This is a genomic window from Pseudomonas sp. 203-8, from assembly GCF_020708595.1.
Lineage (GTDB): Bacteria > Pseudomonadota > Gammaproteobacteria > Pseudomonadales > Pseudomonadaceae > Pseudomonas > Pseudomonas aeruginosa.
In genome coordinates this window covers 376444-395531 of the sequence record NZ_JAJFDF010000005.1, presented here as the reverse complement: position 1 = coordinate 395531, position 19088 = coordinate 376444, and the positions used below count along the sequence as shown (strand labels likewise).

Sequence of the window (19088 nt, the reverse complement as noted above, 5' to 3'; positions counted from 1 at the left end):
ACCATCACCAAGGCACTGCTCAATGTGATCGCCGATGCCAAGACCAAGGTCTATGGCGACGCTGACCCGAGCCTGACCTATCAGGTCAGCGGCCTGAAGAACGGTGATACCGCTGGCGCGGTGCTCAACGGTGGCAGCTTGAGCCGCGTGGCTGGTGAGAATGTCGGCGTGTACGGCATCAACCAGGGCGGCCTGGCATTGAACAGCGGCAACTACGACCTGAGCTACCAGGGCAATAACCTGACCATCACCAAGGCACTGCTCAATGTGATCGCCGATGCCAAGACCAAGGTCTATGGCGACGCTGACCCGAGCCTGACCTATCAGGTCAGCGGCCTGAAGAACGGTGATACCGCTGGCGCGGTGCTCAATGGCGGCGGCCTGGTTCGTGTCTCCGGCGAAAACGTAGGCAACTATGCGATTCAGCAGGGTGGCCTGGGTCTGGTCAGCGGTAACTATGACCTGGCTTACCAGGGCAACAACCTGACCATCACCAAGGCGCTGCTCAATGTGATCGCCGACGGCAAGACCAAGGTCTATGGCGACGCTGACCCGAGCCTGACCTACCAGGTCAGCGGCCTGAAGAACGGTGACAGCGCCGGCTCGATCCTGACCGGCGGGCTGAACCGCGACGCAGGCGAGAACGTGGGTGTGTATGGCATCAACCAGGGCGGCCTGGTGCTGACCAGTGGCAACTATGACCTGGCCTACCAGGGTAATGACCTGACCATCACCAAGGCGCTGCTCAACGTATTCGCCGATGCCAAGAGCAAGCAGGTCGGCACCGCCGACCCGGCGCTGACCTATCAGGTTTCCGGCCTGAAGAATGGCGATAGCGCCGGTCAGGTGCTCGCCGGCGGGCTCGGTCGGGTGGGCGGCGAAGCCGTAGGCCAGTACGACATCCTCCAGGGTGGGCTTGCCCTCACCAGCGGCAACTACCAGCTCAACTACCAGGGCAACCTGCTGAGCATCCTGCCGCTGCCGGTCACGCCGGGCGACCTGGGGCAACTGGCAGCGCTCTCCGACTTGCGCGAACTGCAGAAGGGGCGCGATCCGGATACCCCCGGGGATGCGGTCTACCGCACCACCACGCTGGAAAACCCGTTCCTCGAAAACCCGTTCCTGCGCGCCTACGCTCTGGGCATGGACGTCAGCGATCCTAACCTGCTGCCGGCTACCGCCGCGGGTCCGGCGGAGGACGCCAGCGCCAAGCGGGTGGGGCAGTTCACCGATCGTCCGCTCAGGGCAGAGGCCGAGAGTGGGGCGGGTTGCTCGAACCAGAGCTACCTGGCCGACTACTGGAGCTGCTTCAACAAGCCTCTGAATTTCTAACCCTTTTCGCAATGCGCACTATCGTCTCCGGGCGGTAGTGCGTCATCTGCCCGAGGTGAATGATGAAACCTTCGCAATGGACGCTTCGCTGGGTGACGCTCTGTGGCTGCGGGATGCTGGCTGCTTCCGCCGCCGCCGTGGAGTTGCCAGGGACTGTACAGCCATCCCAGCTCGATGAACGCTTCAAGCCCCGCAGCGAGCCGCAGGCTAAGCCCGAGGCGCCGCTGGTGGTGCCCAAGCAGGTCGCGCCGCAAGGCAGCGAACAGATCCGCTTCGAACTGCGCGAGATACGCATCGAAGGCAACACCCGCTATGACAAGGCGGTACTCGAGTCCTATTACCAGCATATGCTCGGCAAGCAGGTGTCCCTGGCCGAACTGGTCGACCTGGCCAACCGCCTCACCGCCAAGTACCGCCAGGACGGCTACCTGTTGACCCAGGTAGTGGTGCCGGAGCAGAGCATCGAGGGCGGCAAGGTACGCCTGCAGGTGATCGAGGGTTACCTCGAGCACGTGCAGATCAAGGGAACCGTCGATGGGCCGCGGGTGCGGGTGGAGGAACTGCTCGCGCCGCTGACCGAAAAACGTCCGCTGGATGCCGATACCCTGGAGCGCGGCCTGCTGCTGGTCGGCGACCTACCGGGGGTCAACGTGCAGAGCGTGCTCAGCCCGGGGCAGGCGCTGGGCTCGTCGAACCTCGACGTGGCCTTGCAGCAGCAGCGATACGAAGGCTTCGTCAGCCTCGACAACCGCGGTTCGCACTACACCGACCCGACCACCCTGGCCTTCGGCGCCACCGAGTTCTCCCGCCTGGGCTTCTACGAGCAGATCGACGTGCTCGGCGCGATCTCGCCGTTCAGCGATGCCACCCGCTACATCCAGTTGCGCGGCACGTTGCCGCTGGGCGGCATGTTCGCCGGCGATACCCTGCAGATCATGGGTTCCTATTCGAAGGTCAACCCGGACATCCCGGACTCGGTATTCCCCTTCGACAGCGTCAGCAAGAGCACCGAAGGCAGCATTTCCTACAACCATCCCTTCATCCGCTCGCGCTCGCAGAACCTGAGCGGCGGCCTGGCGTTGCAGTGGAAGGATACCGAGACCCGCCTGCGCGACTTCGCCAGCGACGCCTCGAACCCCGGTCGTGACCATGTGCGGGTGTTCCAGCAACGCCTGACCTATGACTGGGTCGACCGCTGGATGGGCATCAACCTGGCGGAGGTGCGCAACAACATCGGCCTGGACATGTGGGGCGCGACCAAGAAGGACGATGAACGTCGTTCCCGCGAAGTGGCCGACGGACGTTTCGTCTATCTCAACGGCAACATCGGGCGTCTGCAAGGGCTCGGCGGACCCTGGTCGGTGTATGGCGAGTTGCAATGGCAGTACAGCTTCGACCCGTTGCTGCCGAGCGAGCGCTTCGGCGTTGGCGGCAGCGGGATCGGTCGCGGCTTCGCCCCGGGCAACATCACCGGTGACCGTGGCTTCGCCCTGAAGCTCGAACCGCGCTATGGCCAGGCGGTGGGCTATAGCTGGCTGCGCAGCTACCAGGCCTACGCTTTCTACGACTGGGGCAAGACCTACAACCTCGACGTGGACGATGACGAGCAGCAGAAGCTCGGCTCGATCGGTGCCGGGGTGCGCTTCAACCTCACCGACCAGTTGTCGTTCAACCCGGAGATTGCCCGCCAGGTCATCGGCGAGCCAGCCGACCAGCGCGATGGGAAGCGCGAGACGCGGGTCCTGTTCAACGTGGTGGCGCGCTTCTGAACCCTGCCGGCCTCCGTTCCGGAGGCTGCTGACGGAGCCCCTCTCCGGTTCTGCGGAGAGGGAGGTTCGTGCTCAATTCCGAGTGTTCTTCTCAAACTTTCGATTTCTTCGATTTTTCATATCGATGCCGTCAATCCGTGCCAAGGCCGGTCGGAGAGGCGTATTCTTGCTGTAACTCCTGTACTAGAGCGGTTCTTCGCACTATTTCAAACGTCGATGAATACTATTGGCGCGCTTCGTTTTCCAATCGAGTTTCCCGAACAGAGAATGGCCCCACGTAACGAATACCTGGAGCCACTGCCATGAAACGCCCGCTGATCCTCGCCATCGCCCTTGCTACCCTGACCGCCAATGCCGCCTTCGCTGCACCGCGGGTCGAATCCATCGCCCTGCGCGGTGCCCAACAACTGATCGCCTCCGACGGTTCCGACCGTACCCTCGAACGCCTGCGCAAGACCCAGGCGCCGCGCGTCCAGGAAGAACGCCGGGTCGCCGAAAGCGGCAGCGAGCAGACCATCGATCGCTTGCACCGCGACATGACCAGCCGCGAGGCGCGCCTGGCCGAGAACGGCAGCGAACAGACCGTCGACCGTCTGCACAAGGACATGGGGCGCGTCGATCTGCGCCTGGCCGACAACGGTAGCGAGCGCACCGTCGACCGCCTGCATCGGGAGATGCGGCGCCCCGCCTGACACCGCGGATCACGCCGCAAGGTGCGAGAAAAGCCCGGCTCGATGCCGGGCTTTCTTATTGCCGAGAAGGTGCGGTGTTCCATGGGGAGGACGGATAACGCCCCAGGCGTTATCGCCGATACGCCGCTGTCGGGGCAGCGACGCGCGACGGCATTGGCCTCAGTGCAGGCGGTCGCGTTGCGCCAGGCTAGGGAACAGCTTCATCCACGCTCCGGTGACCACCAGGGTGCCGATCCCGCCGAGGACCACTGCCGGTACCGTGCCGAACCAGTGTGCGGTGAGCCCGGACTCGAACTCGCCGAGCTGGTTCGAGGCGCCGATGAACAGGCCGTTCACCGCGCTGACCCGGCCGCGCATCTCGTCGGGGGTTTCGAGCTGCACGAAGGCGCCGCGGATGACCATGCTGACCATGTCCGCGGCGCCGAGTACCACCAGCACGCCGAGGGACAGCCAGAACGATTTCGACAGGCCGAAGGCGATGGTTGCCAGGCCGAAGATGCCCACGGAGAGGAACATGATCCGCCCGACGTTGCGTTCGATGCTGAAGTGCGCCAGCCAGAACGACATCGCCAGGGCGCCCACCGCTGGAGCCGAGCGCAGCAGGCCGAGGCCCCAGGGCCCGGTGAGCAGGATGTCCTTGGCGAACACCGGGAGCAGGGCGGTGGCGCCGCCGAGGAGCACGGCGAACAGGTCGAGGGAGATCGCCCCGAAGATGTCCGGTCGGCTGCGGATGAAACGGATGCCGGCGAGCAGCGAGTCGAGGGTGGCCTTGCCCTGGGTGAGCGGCTGGTTGCGTACCGGCAGGCTGAGCGTCAGGACGCACGCGAGGACGTAGAGAGTCGCGGTCGGCACGTAGACCCAGGAGGCACCGAACGCATAGAGCAGGCCGCCGAGGGCCGGGGCGGCAATGGTCGCCGCCTGCATCGCCGAAGCCGAAGCGGCCACCGCGCGCGGGAACAGCCCGGCCGGTACCAGGTTCGGTAGCAGCGCCTGGGTGGTCGGCATTTCGAAGGCGCGGGCGGTACCGAGGGCGAAGGCGAGGACGAAGATCATGTTGCGGGTGATCTCTCCCGAAGCCGCGCCGAGCACCAGTGCCACCGCCACCAGGGCCTGGCCGGCCTGGCAGAGGGCGGCGATCCTGCGTCGGTCGTAGCGGTCGGCAACATGCCCGGTGTGGAGCATGAACAGTACCCGCGGGAGGAATTCGACCAGGCCTACCAGGCCCAGGTCGAGGACATTGCCGGTCAGTTCGTAGATGTGCCAGCCGATGGCCACGGTGAGCATCTGGAAGCCGCTGGCGGTGCAGACGCGGGCCAGCCAGAAGGCGAGGAAGGGACGATGGCGGAGCAGGGAGCTGGGTTGGCTGGACATGCGGGGGTCGGGCGTTTCGAGAGGAGGGCGGAGAGTAACATGCGGTTACCTCTTGGCTGTTGCCATTGCCGAAATCGAAGATTCAGAGAAACGCACGAAAAGGTTGGAGCCGGCCTGGCAGGCGACCAAAGTCGAGTGTCCATGGGGCCTTCCAGCGGTAGACGGGACTTTTCCTCGGGTGCGACTTGTCGCTAAAATTAACTCCTGAGTCAGGTTTTTCCGCCTGCGTGCTCCATCTCGTCCGTCCGGACGAGCTGTTCAAGCCTGAATAACGACATGGGTGGGAACCGTACCACCCAGAGGAACTTGCATGTCCAACCGTGATATATCCCGGCGCGCCTTTCTCCAGGGCGGGTTGATCGCCGGCGTGGGTGTCACCCTGGCGCCGCTCGGCAGCCAGGCGTTCGCTGCCTTGTTCGAGAACCAGGTGACCGTTTCCGCCCAGCGCTGGATGGCGGGCAACGGTCAGGTCCGTTTCCGTAACGACGCCTTGTCCAAGGTCTGCGGCAACAAGGTGTTCGCCCGCGATATCCGCGCCAGGGACATGCCCGGCTGGCCGCAGCAGCAAGGCCACGCCATGTTGCTGAAGACCGTTCGCGCCGACCGCATCTACGAAGGCCACGACCTTTCCTGGCTGGGCGCCGAGTTGCAGCCGGACCGTATCGTCACCGCCGCCGACCTGGAGAAGGACGGCATCGTCTTCCCCGAGGCGCATTCGCCCGATCCGCTCCTGCCGCCGGGCAAGGTGCCGATGTTCATCGGCCATCCGGTGGCGATCCTGATCTGGAACGACTTCGAGCGCTTCCGCCGGGCCAAGCTCAAGCTCAAGTTCAACGACAAGGCGATCCGCTATGGCGCCCAGGCCCCGCTGTACCAGGGCGATCCCTACGGCAGCTATCGCTTCGTCCGGGTCGGCGGCAAGACGCCCTACGAGGACGACGAGTTCTCCAGCCTGAAGGACTCGATGCTGTTCCCCACCATCCTCAACCGCAAACCGGTATGGACCAGCGAGCCGAAGCTGCACGGCGACCTCACCGAGCAGGGGCTGTTCCATGCCAAGCGCATGGCCGAGCAACTGGAAAACCCGCCGCAGGACTGGCTGGTCTTCGACGAGCGCTACAAGACCCCATCGATCGAGCCGGCGGCACTGGAGCCGGACAACGGCAACGGCTGGTACGACGCGGCGAGCAAGACCTTGCACTTCGTGGTCGCCACCCAGTGCCCGTTCGAAGTCGCCTACGAAAGCGTGCACATGATCAAGCCGTCGCGCTTCGCCCTGGAGAAGCTCAACATCCATCCGGGCTATACCGTCGGCTACGGCTCCAAGGACAACAACATCTTCGTCTTCTATGCCGCGCTCGCCGCGCTGTATGGCGAGGGTGTGCCGGTGCGCCTGGCCAACGACCGCTACGAGCAGTTCCAGAGCGGCATCAAGCGCCACCCGTTCGACATCCGCTACCAACTGGCGGTAGACAGGAACGACCTCGGCTTCCGCATCTTCCGCGCCGACATGAGCGCCGACGGCGGCGGGCGCGCCAACTACAGCGCCTCGGTGGCGGCGGTGGGCGCCACCGCCGCGCAGTCGATCTACTACATGCCGCAGAACGACCTGGCGGTCACCGCCTATCATTCGCGCGGCGTGGAGGCCGGCTCGATGCGCGGCTACGGTACCCTGCAGACCATGGCCGCGACCGAGATGATGGTCGACGAGATCGCTGGCCGGCTGGGCGTCGACGCCATCGACCTGCGTCGTCGCAACGCCCTGCGCTCGGGCATGAAGAACACCCAGGGCGCGGTCCCGGCCGGTGCCCTGCGCCTGCACGAGATCCTCGACAAGGCCGCTGCCCACGAGGTCTGGAAGGACCGCGACGCACGCAAGAAGCGCTTCGACGCGGAAGACCCGGACAACTGGTATGGGGTCGGCTTCGCCATTTGCCAGAAGGACTTCGGCACCGGCGCCGAGGCGCCGATGGCGAGCATCGAGTTCAGCGCCGACGGGCGCATCAGCCTGCGCCACATCGGCACCGAGATCGGTACCGGGATGTCCACCTCGCAGGCCTTCGTGGTCGGCGACTTCCTCGGCCGTCCGGCGGACGAGGTGAAGACCGCCGAGACCGAATGGCCCGAGCTGCGGCTCACCACCAAGGGCAATCCCTACCTGATGAGCCAGGCCGAGCAGGACGCCGCGCTACGCGATCCGCGCTGGGTCGGCAAGCTGGCCTCGCCGTCGTCGGCGACCAACTCGGCGTTCTATTTCAGCCACGCCACCCGCGAAGCCGCGCGCGTGCTGTTCAACCACGGCCTGTGGCCGGCGGCCCTGGCGCTGTGGCGCAGCGGTCCGTTCGGCGGCCAGGCCAATCCCTATGTGGTGCGCCGCGAAAACGCGGTATGGGTCGACGGCCAGTTGACCGGCAACGGCCTGGCGCCGATTCCCTTCGCCGAGCTGGCGAAGAAGGCCCACGAGATGGGCCTGGTCACCGGCGTCAGCGTCCACGGCTTCAACCGCTGGAGCTGGGCCGAGGCGGACTTCGTCATCGATGGCGTGCGCGAGCGCCTGCCGCTCGACGCCATGGCGGTGAAGTACGGCGACGGCGCGCCGGGAGTGAAGAAGGCGATGATGAACAGCGCCGGCTTCCACCTGCTCGACCGGCAGAATCCGGCTTATCCGGCGACCCAGCTGAACAACGCGATGGTCACCTACTACAGTCCGGTGGCGACCCTGGTCGAGCTGAAGGTGAACAAGGGCAGCGGCGAGGTGCAGGTGCTCGACCACCATTCCTGGATCGAGTGCGGCCGGGTGCTGGTGCCGGAGCTGGTCAAGGGCCAGCTGGAGGGCGGCATCGCCATGGGTATCGGCCATGCGCTGCTGGAGGAAATGCCGCTCTACGAGGGCGGCCCTGCGGAAGGGGACTGGAACTTCAACCGCTACCGGTTGCCGCGGGCGAAGGACGTGGCGGTTTGGAACCAGACGGCGGAGATCCTCCCGCCGCTGTCGCCGACCGACCCGGCCAAGGGCATCGCCGAGGTGGTGATGATCCCGGTGGTCGGCGCCATCGCCAACGCCGTGGCGCACGCCACCGGCAAGCGCGTCCGCGACCTGCCCATCACTCCCGCCCGCATCAAGGAGGCCCTCCATGGCTAACCGCAAGCTCCAGATGACCCTCAACGGTCAAGCCGTCGGTCCGGTGGAGGTCGCCGAAGACCTGCCGATGATCGACTACCTGCACGAATACCAGAACCTCACCGGCTCGCGCCTGGGCTGTGGCCAGGGCATCTGCCATGCCTGCGTGGTGATCGTCGACAATCCGGACGGCACCAGCGAGGAAGTGCGCACCTGCATCACCGGCGCGCACTACTTCGACGGCAAGAAGGTTCGCACCATCGAAGGCCATGCCCAGCGCGACGAGAATGGCGACATCCGCGAGCTGAACCCGATCCAGCAGAAGTTCGTCGACCAGTTCGCCTTCCAGTGCAGCTATTGCGCGCCGGGCTTCGTCAACGCCGCCACCGTGCTGGTGGAAAAAGCCCAGCGCCAGCCGATCAAGCGCAGCGAGCTGGAGCAGGCGATCGAGGACAGCCTCGGCCATCACATCTGCCGTTGCACCGGCTACGTGCGCTACTACAGCGCCACCCGCGACGTGCTCGACGAACTCGGCCTGGTCAAGGAGGCTTGAGGATGAAGCGTACCCTTTCCGGCCTCGCCCTGGCGCTGGCCGCGCTGTCGCCGTTCCTGGCCTCCGCCGCCGGCGCCGACGCGGCGCTGGTCAAGCGCGGCGAATACCTCGCCCGCGCCGCCGACTGCATGGCCTGCCATACCGCCGAGGGCGGCGCGCCGTTCGCCGGCGGGCTGCCGATCCAGTCGCCGTTCGGCACCATCTACGGCACCAACATCACCCCGGACAAGGAACACGGCATCGGCGCCTACAGCGCCGACGAGTTCTTCGCCGCTCTTACCGAGGGCAAGCGCAAGGACGGCGCCTACCTCTATCCGGCGATGCCCTACACCTCCTATCACCTGATCGAGCGCGAAGATGCCGACGCCATCTACGCCTACCTGATGGCCCAGGAGCCGATCGCCCGGCCGGCGCCGCAGACCAGCCTGAGCTTCCCGTTCAACGTGCGCATGGGCCTGGCCGGCTGGAACCTGCTCTACGGCAAGAGCGTGCGCTTGCAGCCGGAGGAAGGGCGCAGCGAGGCCTGGAAGCGCGGGCAGTACATGGTCGAGGTGCTCGGCCACTGCGGCGAGTGCCATACCCCGCGCAACCTGGCCGGCGCCCTGGAGCAGGACAAGCGCCTGAGCGGCGGCCTGCTCAACGGCTACCTGGCGCCCAGCCTGCTGCCCGGCGACCTTGCCGCGCGCGGTTGGACCCAGCCGGACCTGGCGAGCTTCCTCAAGCACGGCATGAGCGCCCAGGGCAGCATGTTCAACGAGATGTTCCCGGTGGTGCACCACAGCACCCAGCACCTCGACGACAGCGACCTGGCAGCCATGGCCACCTACCTGCTCGGCGACCAGCCGCCGCCGGCCAAGGTGGTCCAGGCGCTGCCCGAGGCGCAGCTGAACGACAGCGGCAAGCGCGGTCGCCAGCAGTACCTCAACGTCTGCGCCGGCTGCCACGGCGGCGAAGGCGAGGGCAAGCCGCATATCGCGGTGGCGATGAACGGCAACACTACCCTGCGCCTGCAAGACCCGCGTAATCTGTTGCGAGTGATCGAAGACGGCATCGTCGAACAGCAGTTCACCGGCTTCGAACGCATGCAACCGATGCCCGGTTTCGCCGGGAAACTCGACGACGAGCAACTCACGGACCTGCTCAACTACCTGCGTCAGACCTGGGGCGGATTGCCCGGTGACCTCGGTCCCCAACAGGTCGCGCAATTGAAGATGGAGAGCGCTTCGGCGCATACCGTCAAGGTGAAGTGAATCGTGCAACACCTCGATCTACAGGTGGTCCGCAAGGCGCTGAAGTGGTCCGTGGGCGGCGAACGGGTGTGGTTCTGTACCGTGCTCACGACCTACGGCTCGGCGCCCCGCGCGCCGGGATCGCTGCTGGCGGTGAACGCCAGCGGTGAATGGATCGGCTCGCTGTCCGGCGGCTGCGTCGAGGATGATTTCCTCGAGCGGGTCGCCGCCGGCGGTTTCCCCGATCCCGCGGTGATCGTGCGCTACGGCGAGGGCGACGACCCGAACTCGAACATCCGCCTGCCCTGCGGCGGCATCCTCGACGTACTGGTGGAAAACCTGGCGCCGGACTGCGATGTCCAGGCCCATCTGCGCGAGCTGGAGTCGGCGTTGCTTGGGCAGCGCCGCCTGCTGCGCGAGGTCGAGCTGGGCAGCGGCGCGCGCAGCCTGCGCGACGATTCCAGCCACGGCCCTCGGGCTGAACGCGACGGCGAGTGCGTGCGCTTGCGCGTCGGCGCTGCCCAGCGCCTGCTGCTGGCCGGCTATTCCAGCGTCGCCCATGCCTGCGCCGAGTTCGGCAAGGGCCTGGGCTTCGAGGTGATCCTCTGCGACCCGCGCGAAGAAGCCTTGCGCGGCGTGGTGCTGGAGGGCATCGAGATCCGTCGCGAGCTGCCCTCGCTGTTCATCGCCGACGGCGGTTGCCACGCCGATACGGCGGTGGTGGCGTTGACCCACGATCCGAAGATCGACGACCTGGCGATGCTCGAGGCGGTGCGTACCGAAGCCTTCTATATCGGCGTGATGGGATCGCGGGCGACCTCGGAGAAACGCTTCGAGCGCCTGCGGCGCATCGGCGGCCTGGGCGATGCCGAACTGGCGCGGATCCACGCGCCGATCGGCCTCAACCTGGGTAGCAAGACGCCGGCGGAAATCGCCCTGGCGGTGCTGGCGGACATTCTCCGCATCCGCAACGGCATTCCCCGCGAGCGGCTCTGATGGTCGCCGCCGACGAGGTGCTGTGCCTGGTCCTGGCGGCCGGGCAGGGGCGCCGCTTCGGCAGCGACAAGCGCCTGGCGCGCCTGGCTGATGGCACGACCCTGCTGGCGGCCAGCGTGGCGCGGGCGCGCGAGGCGTTCGCCGAGGTGCGGGTGGTGGTGCGTGCCGGAGACACCCCGGTGAGCCTGGGCCTGCCGGCGCAGCAGCGGCTTGTCCACAGCCTCGATGCATCGTTGGGCATGGGCCACAGCCTGGCCGCCGGCGTCGCGGCGGCGAGGAACAGCACGGCCCGGGCCATCGCCGTCCTGCTCGGCGACATGCCCTGGATCGCCGCCGATACCCTCGAGCGTCTGGCCGCGATGGCCACTCCCGAAGCCATCGTGTTTCCCCTGTACGACGGTCAGCGCGGCCATCCGGTGCTGTTCGGCCGCGCTTTCTGGGACGCGCTTGCGCAACTGGACGGCGACCAGGGCGCGCGCCGTGTGCTGCAGGCCCATCGTCCGGCCTGGTGCGAGGTGCCGTGCGACGATCCGGGCGTACTCCGCGACGTGGACACCCCGGCGGCGCTCGGCTGACTATTTTCCCGCTTTCAGGATCACGAACTTCGGATTCGCCGCGACCTGCTCGACCCCGCGGAACAGCCGCTTGAGCTTGGCGTGGTAGCCCAGGTGGCGGTTGCCGACGATCCACAGTTCGCCGCCCGCCGCCAGGGCATCGCGAGCCTGGAGAAACATGCGCCAGGCGAGGAAGTCGCCGACCACCTGCTGCTGGTGGAACGGCGGGTTGCACAGGACCAGGTCCAGCGAGCCCGCCGCCTGGCCGGCCAGGCCATCGTCGGCGCGGAACGTCGCCGGCCGCTCGCCCAGCGCCGCTCGCCAGTTTTCCCGCGCCGACTGCACGGCCATGTACGACTCATCCACCAGGGCCAGCTCGGCCTGCGGGTTGAGCAGCGCGTAGGCGATGCCGAGCACCCCGTTGCCGCAGCCCAGGTCGGCGGCGCGTAGCGCGCCGAGGCTGCGTGGCAGGTGCGGGAGGAAGGCGCGGGTGCCGATGTCGAGACCCTCCCGGCAGAATACGTTGGCGTGGTTGAGCAGCGTCAGCGGCGGCTGCTCCAGGCGATAGCGGGTCGGATAGGGCGAGCGCGGCTGCGGGCGCTCCGCTGCCTCGGCGATCAGCAGGCGGGCCTTCTTCACCGCCAGCGAAGCGTGCATCGGGCCGATGTAGCGTTCCAGCAGGTCGCCGGCGGCGCGCGGCAAGTGCTTGACCATCCCCGCGGCGACGACCTGCGCGCCCGGTGCCAGTTGGCCGTGCAGGCGGATCAGTTGCTCCTCCAGCAACGCGAGGGTCTTCGGCACCTTGACCAGCACGTGATCGAAGGGCCCCACGGCGGTTTCGCTGGCCGGGACGAAGCGCACCGAGCCCAGGTCGAGGCCGTTGCGCGCGAGGTTCTTGCGCAGGGCGAGGAAGCCCAGGTGCGAATCGCCGCTGCTGGTGACCTGAACGTGCGGCGCCAGGCTCGCGGCGAGGGCGCCGAAGGCGTCGTTGAGGACCAGCACCCGGCATTGCGCCGTCACGCCCCGTTCGTGCAACTGGTTGAGCAGGTATTCGTCGGCGGCGTCGAACGCCTGGAGGGGCTCGCCGTCCTGCTCGGGCTGGCGGACCAAATCGAGCTGGGCGAAGGAGGTGGCGAATAGAGGCATCGGGTTCCCGGCGGGGCGAATCCCGCTCGTCAATTAACAATCTGTCGAAACTGAGAGCTGGTTGGAGTTCTCCAGCTTGTGCGGCACACGGATATGCCGAAAAATTCTTTACCCGGCTCTGGTTAGTCGTTTCCTTACCGACGAGTCATCCAGCCGGGCACGCCAATAATAACCGGGCTAGGGCTTCGATAGCGCCTGTCATGACCCGGTAGCGCCTGGACGGGCGCCTTCGCCACTTCGAGCGGCGACCGTCACCCAACCCGTTTTCCGAACGAGACCCGTGCGAGCCGTCGCGGGGCTCGTCGTTGCCATCGCACAGGTACATCGATGTTCAAGCCGTTTGTCGGTGTGGCGCTCGCCGCACTGTTCGCCGTTTCCGCCGTCGCCCATGCCGAGGACGCCGGCCCGATCGTGATCAAGTTCTCCCATGTGGTCTCCGACGACACGCCCAAGGGCAAGGGGGCGCTGTTGTTCAAGAAGCTTGCCGAGGAGCGTCTGCCGGGCAAGGTCAAGGTCGAGGTCTACCCCAACTCGACGCTGTTCGGCGACGCCGACGAGATCGAGGCCCTGCGCGCCAACAAGGTGCAGATGCTGGCCACCTCGCTGTCCAAGTTCGAGCCCTATACCAAGCAACTCCAGGTGTTCGACCTGCCGTTCCTGTTCGATGACCTGGAGGCCCTGAAGCGTTTCCAGAAGCGCGACAAGAGCCGCGAACTGCTGCGCTCCATGGCCAAGCACGGTATCTATGGCCTGGCCTACTGGAACAACGGCATGAAGCAGCTTTCCGCCACTCGCGAGCTGCACCGGCCGGACGATGCCAAGGGCCTGGTCTTCCGTATCCAGCCGTCGTCGGTGCTGGAAGCGCAGTTCGCCATGCTCGGCGCCACCGCCAAGCAGTTGTCCTACGCCGAGACCCTCAAGGCCATGCAGGCCGGCAGCGTGCAGGGCACCGAGAACACCTGGTCGAACCTCGCCGGACAGAAGATCGACAGCGTGCAGCCGTACATCACCGAGACCAATCACGGCGCGCTCAGCTACATGCTGATCACCAGTTCGGCGTTCTGGACCGGCATCCCCTACCAGACCCGCACCGAACTGGAGAGCATCGTCGACGAGGTCACCCTGGTGGTGAACAAGGAAGCCGAAGCGCTCAACCAGAAGGAGCGCGAGCACCTGCTGGCAGCCGGCAAGAGCCGCCTGGTCAGCCTCAGCGCGGAAGAGCACGAGGCCTGGCGCAACGCCATGAAGCCGCTGTGGAAGAACTACGAGGCGCAGATCGGTAGTGACGTGTTGCGCGCGGCCCAGGTGGTCAACCGCAAGCGCTGATCGGCCGCTGGCTATTCCCGTCAGCGGGGATAGCCACAAGCCTTGCGGGTGTTTCTGCCGGGTGCTTTGCGGGACACTAGGGGAGTATCGGTATCCGGAGCGGACCATGACCGCCAGCGAAGAGAAATTCACCCGCCAGACGCTGCTCGACGTGCAGCCTCTGACTCCCAACCTGTTCACCCTGCGTACCAGCCGCGACGCGGGATTCCGGTTCCGAGCCGGGCAATTCGCCCGGCTCGGCGTGTACAAGCCCAGCGGCAGTATCGTCTGGCGCGCCTACTCGATGGTTTCGGCGCCTCATGACGAATTCCTCGACTTCTTTTCCATCGTCGTCCCGGACGGCGAGTTCACCAGCGAACTCAGCCGCCTGCGCGAGGGCGACCAGTTGCTGGTCGATCGCCAGGCCTTCGGCTTCCTCACCCTCGACCGCTTCGTGGATGGTCGTGACCTTTGGCTGCTGGCCACCGGTACCGGTGTGGCGCCGTTCGTCTCGATCCTGCAGGACTTCGAGGTCTGGGAGCGCTTCGAAAGCATCAAGCTGGTCTACAGCGTGCGTGAGAGCAAGGAGCTGGCCTACCGCGAGCTGATCGCCGGCCTCGCCGAGCGCGAATACCTGGCCGAGCATGCCCACAAGCTGCAGTTCATTCCGGTGGTGACCCGCGAGCAGGTACCCGGTTGCCTGAACGGACGTATCACCACGCTGATCGAGAACGGCGATCTGGAGCGTGCCGCCGACCTGGAACTGACCCCGGAGCATTCGCGGGTGATGCTCTGCGGCAACCCGCAGATGATCGAGGACACCCGCGCCGTGCTGAAGGCTCGCGGCATGAACCTCAGTCTGACGCGGCGCCCGGGGCAGGTGGCGGTGGAGAACTACTGGTAGGTGCTTGCCCGCGCAGTAGCGGCGGATAGCGCCGCCGCCCGGCGTGTTGTCCGGCAATGAAAAAGGGCCCGTTCGGGCCCTTTTTCATTGTTCCGCCGACGCGATCACGACTTGTTCTGCTGGGCTTTCAGCAGATCGCGGATCTCGGTCAGCAGGGTTTCCTCGGCACTCGGCACTGGCGGTTCGGACGGCGCGACGGCTTCTTCGCGCTTGAGGCGGTTGATCGCCTTGATCCCCATGAAGATGGCGAAGGCCACGATGACGAAGTCGAGTACGGTCTGAATGAACTTGCCATAGGCCAGCACCACCGCCGGCACGTCGCCTTCGGCGGCCTTCAACGTTATCGCCAGGTCGGAGAAGTCGACTCCGCCGATCAGCAGTCCGATCGGCGGCATGATCACATCGCCCACGAAGGACGAGACGATCTTGCCGAAGGCCGCGCCGATGATGATACCGACAGCCATATCCACGACATTGCCCTTGACGGCAAAGGCTTTGAATTCACTCAGAAGACCCATGGGTTCACTCCCTGTATTTCGCTAATAGGTAAAGGCAGTCTAATGCAGCCTTCGGCAAGTTGCTCAGGCTGGAAGATTGGTGTTTTGGTTCCCCCCGGCAACGCGAAAATTCGCAAGGCATACGTTTGCGTCGGGTCTTGTGGGGAGAAACGAAGTTTAGAGGAAAAACATTACACTCATGTCGATTTTCAGGAATTCGCCAAGAAAGAAGACAAAGCAACTTCGGCAACTTGGAACTGCGCCATGCAGATGCCGGAAGTTGAAGTTGGAGTGGCGAGGTTCTCCGACCTAACTTCGCAGCAAATAACGAAGGTGAACTCGTTTACCGGCGAGCGAACTGGGAGTGCCTGGTGCACCAGCGCGGGCTTTCTTCGGCTGGCGGTCTTTTTTATTTCTTTTTGCGATTCATGGGCGCATTGATATTCCTAATCGGCGCGGTGAGGTTTTTCAATTTAGCGTCGCCGGCGGCGCTCCTTACCTTGGTCGGGCGCAACAAGACGCCTGACAAGCCATTAGGAGCTCTTCCATGAACCCTTCCCTGAACGCCTTCCGTCCCGGCCGCCTGCTGGTGGCGGCAAGCCTGACCGCCAGCCTCCTGTCGCTGTCCGTGCAGGCCGCGACCCTGACCCGTGACAACGGTGCGCCAGTGGGCGACAACCAGAACTCGCAGACCGCCGGGCCCAACGGTTCGGTGCTGCTGCAGGACGTGCAACTGCTGCAGAAGCTGCAACGTTTCGACCGCGAGCGTATTCCCGAACGCGTGGTGCATGCCCGCGGCACCGGCGCCCATGGCGAGTTCGTCGCCAGTGCCGATATCAGCGACCTGAGCATGGCCAAGGTCTTCCGCAAGGGCGAGAAGACCCCGGTATTCGTGCGCTTCTCCGCGGTGGTGCACGGCAACCACTCCCCGGAAACCCTGCGCGATCCGCGCGGTTTCGCCACCAAGTTCTATACCGCAGACGGCAATTGGGACCTGGTGGGCAACAACTTCCCGACCTTCTTCATCCGCGATGCGATCAAGTTCCCGGACATGGTCCATGCCTTCAAGCCGGACCCGCGCAGCAACCTCGACGACGACTCGCGACGCTTCGATTTCTTCTCCCACGTGCCGGAGGCGACCCGCACCCTGACCCTGCTGTATTCCAACGAGGGCACCCCGGCCAGCTACCGGGAAATGGACGGCAACAGCGTGCATGCCTACAAGCTGGTCAACGCCAGGGGCGAAGTGCACTACGTGAAGTTCCACTGGAAGAGCCTGCAGGGCCAGAAGAGCCTCGATCCGAAACAGGTGGCGGAAGTCCAGGGGCGCGACTACAGCCACATGACCAATGACCTGGTGAGCGCGATCCGGAAGGGCGACTTCCCGAAATGGGACCTGTACATCCAGGTGCTCAAGCCCGAGGACCTGGCGAAATTCGACTTCGACCCGCTGGACGCGACCAAGATCTGGCCGGGCATTCCCGAGCGCAAGATCGGCCAGATGGTGCTGAACCGCAACGTCGACAACTTCTTCCAGGAAACCGAACAGGTCGCCATGGCGCCGTCGAACCTGGTGCCGGGCATCGAGCCCTCCGAGGATCGCCTGCTCCAGGGACGGCTGTTCGCCTACGCCGATACCCAGATGTACCGGGTCGGCGCCAACGGCCTGGGCCTGCCGGTCAACCGCCCGCGCAGCGAGGTCAATACCGTCAACCAGGACGGCGCGCTGAACGCCGGACACAGTACCAGCGGGGTGAACTACCAGCCGAGCCGGCTCGATCCGCGCGAGGAGCAGGCCAGCGCCCGCTACGTGCGGACCCCGCTGAGCGGTACCACCCAGCAGGCGAAGATCCAGCGCGAGCAGAACTTCAAGCAGACCGGCGAGCTGTTCCGCTCCTACGGCAAGAAGGACCAGGCCGACCTGATCGCCAGTCTCGGCGGGGCGTTGGCGATCACCGACGACGAGAGCAAGTACATCATGCTTTCCTATTTCTACAAGGCTGACAGCGACTACGGCACGGGCCTGGCCAAGGTGGCCGGGGCCGATCTGCAGCGCGTCCGGCAACTGGCGGCGAAGCTCCAGGATTGATCGCAACCGGGGCGGCCATCCAGGCCGCTCTTCCTCTATCGGTTTGGTGGGAGATGACGACGATGCGAGGTTGGATTCTGGCAGGCTTGCTGCTCGCGGCGCTGGCCGCGCAAGCTGGCGAGGTGCATGGGGTCGAGGTCGAAGCGCGGTTGCGCGACTACTTCTTCGATGCCGCCCGACGCGGTGACCAGGCCATGCTGAAGGAGTTCGTCGAGGCCGGCTTCGACCTCGATGTGCAGGATGCCAAGGGCTATACCGGGCTGATCCTGGCCGCCTACCACGGCCATGGCGGAGCGGTGGAACAATTGCTGGAGGCCGGTGCCGACCCCTGCGTCCAGGATGCGCGCGGCAACACCGCCCTGATGGGCGCCATCTTCAAGGGCGAGGTCCGCATCGCCCGGCGCCTGATCGGCGCGCAATGCAGCCCCGACCAGCGCAACGGCGCAGGGCAGACCGCGGCCATGTACGCGGCGCTGTTCGAGCGCGAGGAGCTGCTCCAGGCGCTGTCGGCGCGCGGTGCCGACCTTGGCGCCCGCGATGCGCTGGGCAACAGCGTGGAAAGCCTGCGACGCGGCGAACTGAACGGCACTGCGGCGGCGAGGTGATCGGGGGCAATGTTCGGAGGAGGCCTGCTGGGCTAGTCTGGAGGTGTCGTATACAACGTCAGAGGAGGTCCGTCATGCCGCTCGAGCAACATCCGCTTTCCCGGGAGTTTCCGGATTTTCATGCCGAACTGAAGCAACTTCATGGCAACGACGCCCACTTCACTCGCCTGGCGGCGGACTATGAGAGCCTCGACAAGCGCATCTATGAGGTCGAGGGCGGTCGCGAACCCCTCGACGACCTGGCGCTGCAGGGGTTGAAGCAGCAACGGGTGCAACTCAAGGACGAAATCGCCGAGAGGCTGAGGAAGGCCAACGGAAAAGGCCATTGATTCATTCACGACAACGGCATGAAAAAGGGCGCCTCCGGCGCCCTTTTTCATGTGGGCATGCTCAGAAGGCGCCGCCGAAACGGAAACTCTGTCCGACCGCGACGAAACCCAGGCCCACCAGGGTGATCGCGGCGATGTGCCAGCCCAGCTTCGGCAGGCTCTCGGCGTCCAGGTTCGGGATCAGGCGCAGGCGCGCATGCACGCCCAGGGCGGCGGTCGCCGCCAGGAGCAGCAGCTTGAGCTGCAGGGCACGGGCCACCGACGTGGCGCCGAACCAGTGGTCGAACGGCAGCCACAGGCTGGCCAGCCACAGGCCGCTGACCACCTGCAGCAGCAGGGCGGGGATGCCGATCCGCTCGTAGACCTGCTCGAAGGCGCGGATCGCCTGGGGATCGCGGCGGCGCAGGGCGCCGGGGAGGATGCCGAGGGCCAGGACCAGGTGGCCGCCGACCCAGATCGCGGCACCCAGCAGGTGCAGGAACAGCAGTGTGCGCATGGAAGTCTCCTTGTCCGGCCATCAGTGTCGCGCGAAGCGCGGTCGATCGAGGCTGATCGGAATCAAGCCAGCGGCTATCATCTGCGCTTTGCCCGCGAGA

The 19088-nt window shown here is 65.7% G+C and carries 18 protein-coding genes; 14 read left to right on the top strand and 4 right to left on the bottom strand.

The window, feature by feature from the left end; all coding sequences use genetic code 11:
* The 3 genes from LJF27_RS14420 to LJF27_RS14410 all read left to right on the top strand — a co-directional run.
* The coding region (locus LJF27_RS14420; protein WP_267498093.1) for an MBG domain-containing protein at nt 1-1332 on the top strand (1332 nt) is incomplete at its 5' end.
* Nucleotides 1333-1394: 62 nt separating this feature from the next.
* Nucleotides 1395-3101, top strand: a complete 1707-nt coding sequence (gene cdrB, locus LJF27_RS14415) for a two-partner secretion system transporter CdrB (protein ID WP_003094915.1) — start codon at nt 1395-1397, stop codon at nt 3099-3101.
* A gap of 302 nt (nt 3102-3403) precedes the next feature.
* The gene (locus LJF27_RS14410) at nt 3404-3793 is read left to right on the top strand and encodes a hypothetical protein (RefSeq protein WP_003106768.1); all 390 of its coding nucleotides are present in this window, start codon (nt 3404-3406) and stop codon (nt 3791-3793) included.
* A gap of 159 nt (nt 3794-3952) precedes the next feature.
* Here LJF27_RS14410 and LJF27_RS14405 read toward each other — a convergent pair whose 3' ends face one another.
* Complete coding sequence (locus tag LJF27_RS14405) at nt 3953-5164, bottom strand: MFS transporter (protein ID WP_003094912.1); 1212 nt, start codon at nt 5162-5164, stop codon at nt 3953-3955.
* Nucleotides 5165-5474: 310 nt separating this feature from the next.
* Between LJF27_RS14405 and LJF27_RS14400 the strand changes: the two genes are divergently transcribed.
* Genes LJF27_RS14400 through LJF27_RS14380 form a run of 5 tightly spaced genes read left to right on the top strand, consistent with a single transcriptional unit; the run spans nt 5475 to nt 11638 of the window.
* Complete coding sequence (locus LJF27_RS14400; RefSeq protein WP_003116296.1) at nt 5475-8306, top strand: xanthine dehydrogenase family protein molybdopterin-binding subunit; 2832 nt, start codon at nt 5475-5477, stop codon at nt 8304-8306.
* On the top strand, nt 8299-8838 hold the full coding sequence (locus LJF27_RS14395) for a (2Fe-2S)-binding protein (protein ID WP_003094903.1): 540 nt from the start codon (nt 8299-8301) through the stop codon (nt 8836-8838). Before LJF27_RS14400 ends, LJF27_RS14395 begins: the two co-directional genes overlap by 8 nt.
* A 2-nt stretch (nt 8839-8840) precedes the next feature.
* On the top strand, nt 8841-10088 hold the full coding sequence (locus LJF27_RS14390) for a cytochrome c (RefSeq protein WP_003116295.1): 1248 nt from the start codon (nt 8841-8843) through the stop codon (nt 10086-10088).
* A 3-nt stretch (nt 10089-10091) separates the two neighbouring features.
* Nucleotides 10092-11063, top strand: a complete 972-nt coding sequence (locus LJF27_RS14385; protein ID WP_003104873.1) for an XdhC family protein — start codon at nt 10092-10094, stop codon at nt 11061-11063.
* A complete protein-coding gene (locus LJF27_RS14380) occupies nt 11063-11638 on the top strand; it encodes a nucleotidyltransferase family protein (protein ID WP_023103526.1) in 576 nt (191 codons plus the stop codon). The genes LJF27_RS14385 and LJF27_RS14380 overlap by 1 nt, the downstream gene beginning before the upstream one ends.
* Here the strand turns inward: LJF27_RS14380 and LJF27_RS14375 are convergent, their stop codons facing one another.
* Nucleotides 11639-12763 (bottom strand): methyltransferase, encoded by a 1125-nt coding sequence (locus LJF27_RS14375; protein WP_023103525.1) that lies wholly within the window; start codon nt 12761-12763, stop codon nt 11639-11641.
* Nucleotides 12764-13090: 327 nt separating this feature from the next.
* Between LJF27_RS14375 and LJF27_RS14370 the strand changes: the two genes are divergently transcribed.
* Nucleotides 13091-14089 carry a DctP family TRAP transporter solute-binding subunit gene (locus tag LJF27_RS14370; RefSeq protein ID WP_003121339.1) on the top strand — a complete coding sequence of 333 codons (999 nt, stop codon included), beginning with the start codon at nt 13091-13093 and terminating at the stop codon, nt 14087-14089.
* A 106-nt stretch (nt 14090-14195) separates the two neighbouring features.
* Nucleotides 14196-14972, top strand: coding sequence for a ferredoxin--NADP reductase (locus LJF27_RS14365; RefSeq protein WP_003110878.1), 777 nt, complete (start codon nt 14196-14198; stop codon nt 14970-14972).
* A 104-nt stretch (nt 14973-15076) separates the two neighbouring features.
* Here the strand turns inward: LJF27_RS14365 and mscL are convergent, their stop codons facing one another.
* Nucleotides 15077-15490 carry a large-conductance mechanosensitive channel protein MscL gene (gene mscL, locus LJF27_RS14360; protein ID WP_023116760.1) on the bottom strand — a complete coding sequence of 138 codons (414 nt, stop codon included), beginning with the start codon at nt 15488-15490 and terminating at the stop codon, nt 15077-15079.
* A 42-nt stretch (nt 15491-15532) separates the two neighbouring features.
* Between mscL and LJF27_RS14355 the strand changes: the two genes are divergently transcribed.
* The 4 genes from LJF27_RS14355 (at nt 15533) to LJF27_RS14340 (ending at nt 18492) form a co-directional block, all read left to right on the top strand.
* Entirely contained in the window at nt 15533-15910 is a 378-nt protein-coding gene (locus tag LJF27_RS14355) for a hypothetical protein (RefSeq protein WP_170943113.1), read from the top strand.
* A 106-nt stretch (nt 15911-16016) separates the two neighbouring features.
* Nucleotides 16017-17558 carry a catalase KatB gene (gene katB, locus LJF27_RS14350; RefSeq protein WP_023103524.1) on the top strand — a complete coding sequence of 514 codons (1542 nt, stop codon included), beginning with the start codon at nt 16017-16019 and terminating at the stop codon, nt 17556-17558.
* A 53-nt stretch (nt 17559-17611) separates the two neighbouring features.
* A complete protein-coding gene (locus LJF27_RS14345) occupies nt 17612-18163 on the top strand; it encodes an ankyrin repeat domain-containing protein (protein WP_003121338.1) in 552 nt (183 codons plus the stop codon).
* 74 nt (nt 18164-18237) lie between these two features.
* Complete coding sequence (locus tag LJF27_RS14340; RefSeq protein WP_003104887.1) at nt 18238-18492, top strand: YdcH family protein; 255 nt, start codon at nt 18238-18240, stop codon at nt 18490-18492.
* A gap of 61 nt (nt 18493-18553) precedes the next feature.
* On the opposite strand, the gene LJF27_RS14335 is transcribed toward LJF27_RS14340, so the two are convergent.
* Nucleotides 18554-18988, bottom strand: a complete 435-nt coding sequence (locus LJF27_RS14335) for a CopD family protein (RefSeq protein ID WP_003104889.1) — start codon at nt 18986-18988, stop codon at nt 18554-18556.
* Between the last annotated feature and the right edge of the window lie 100 nt (nt 18989-19088).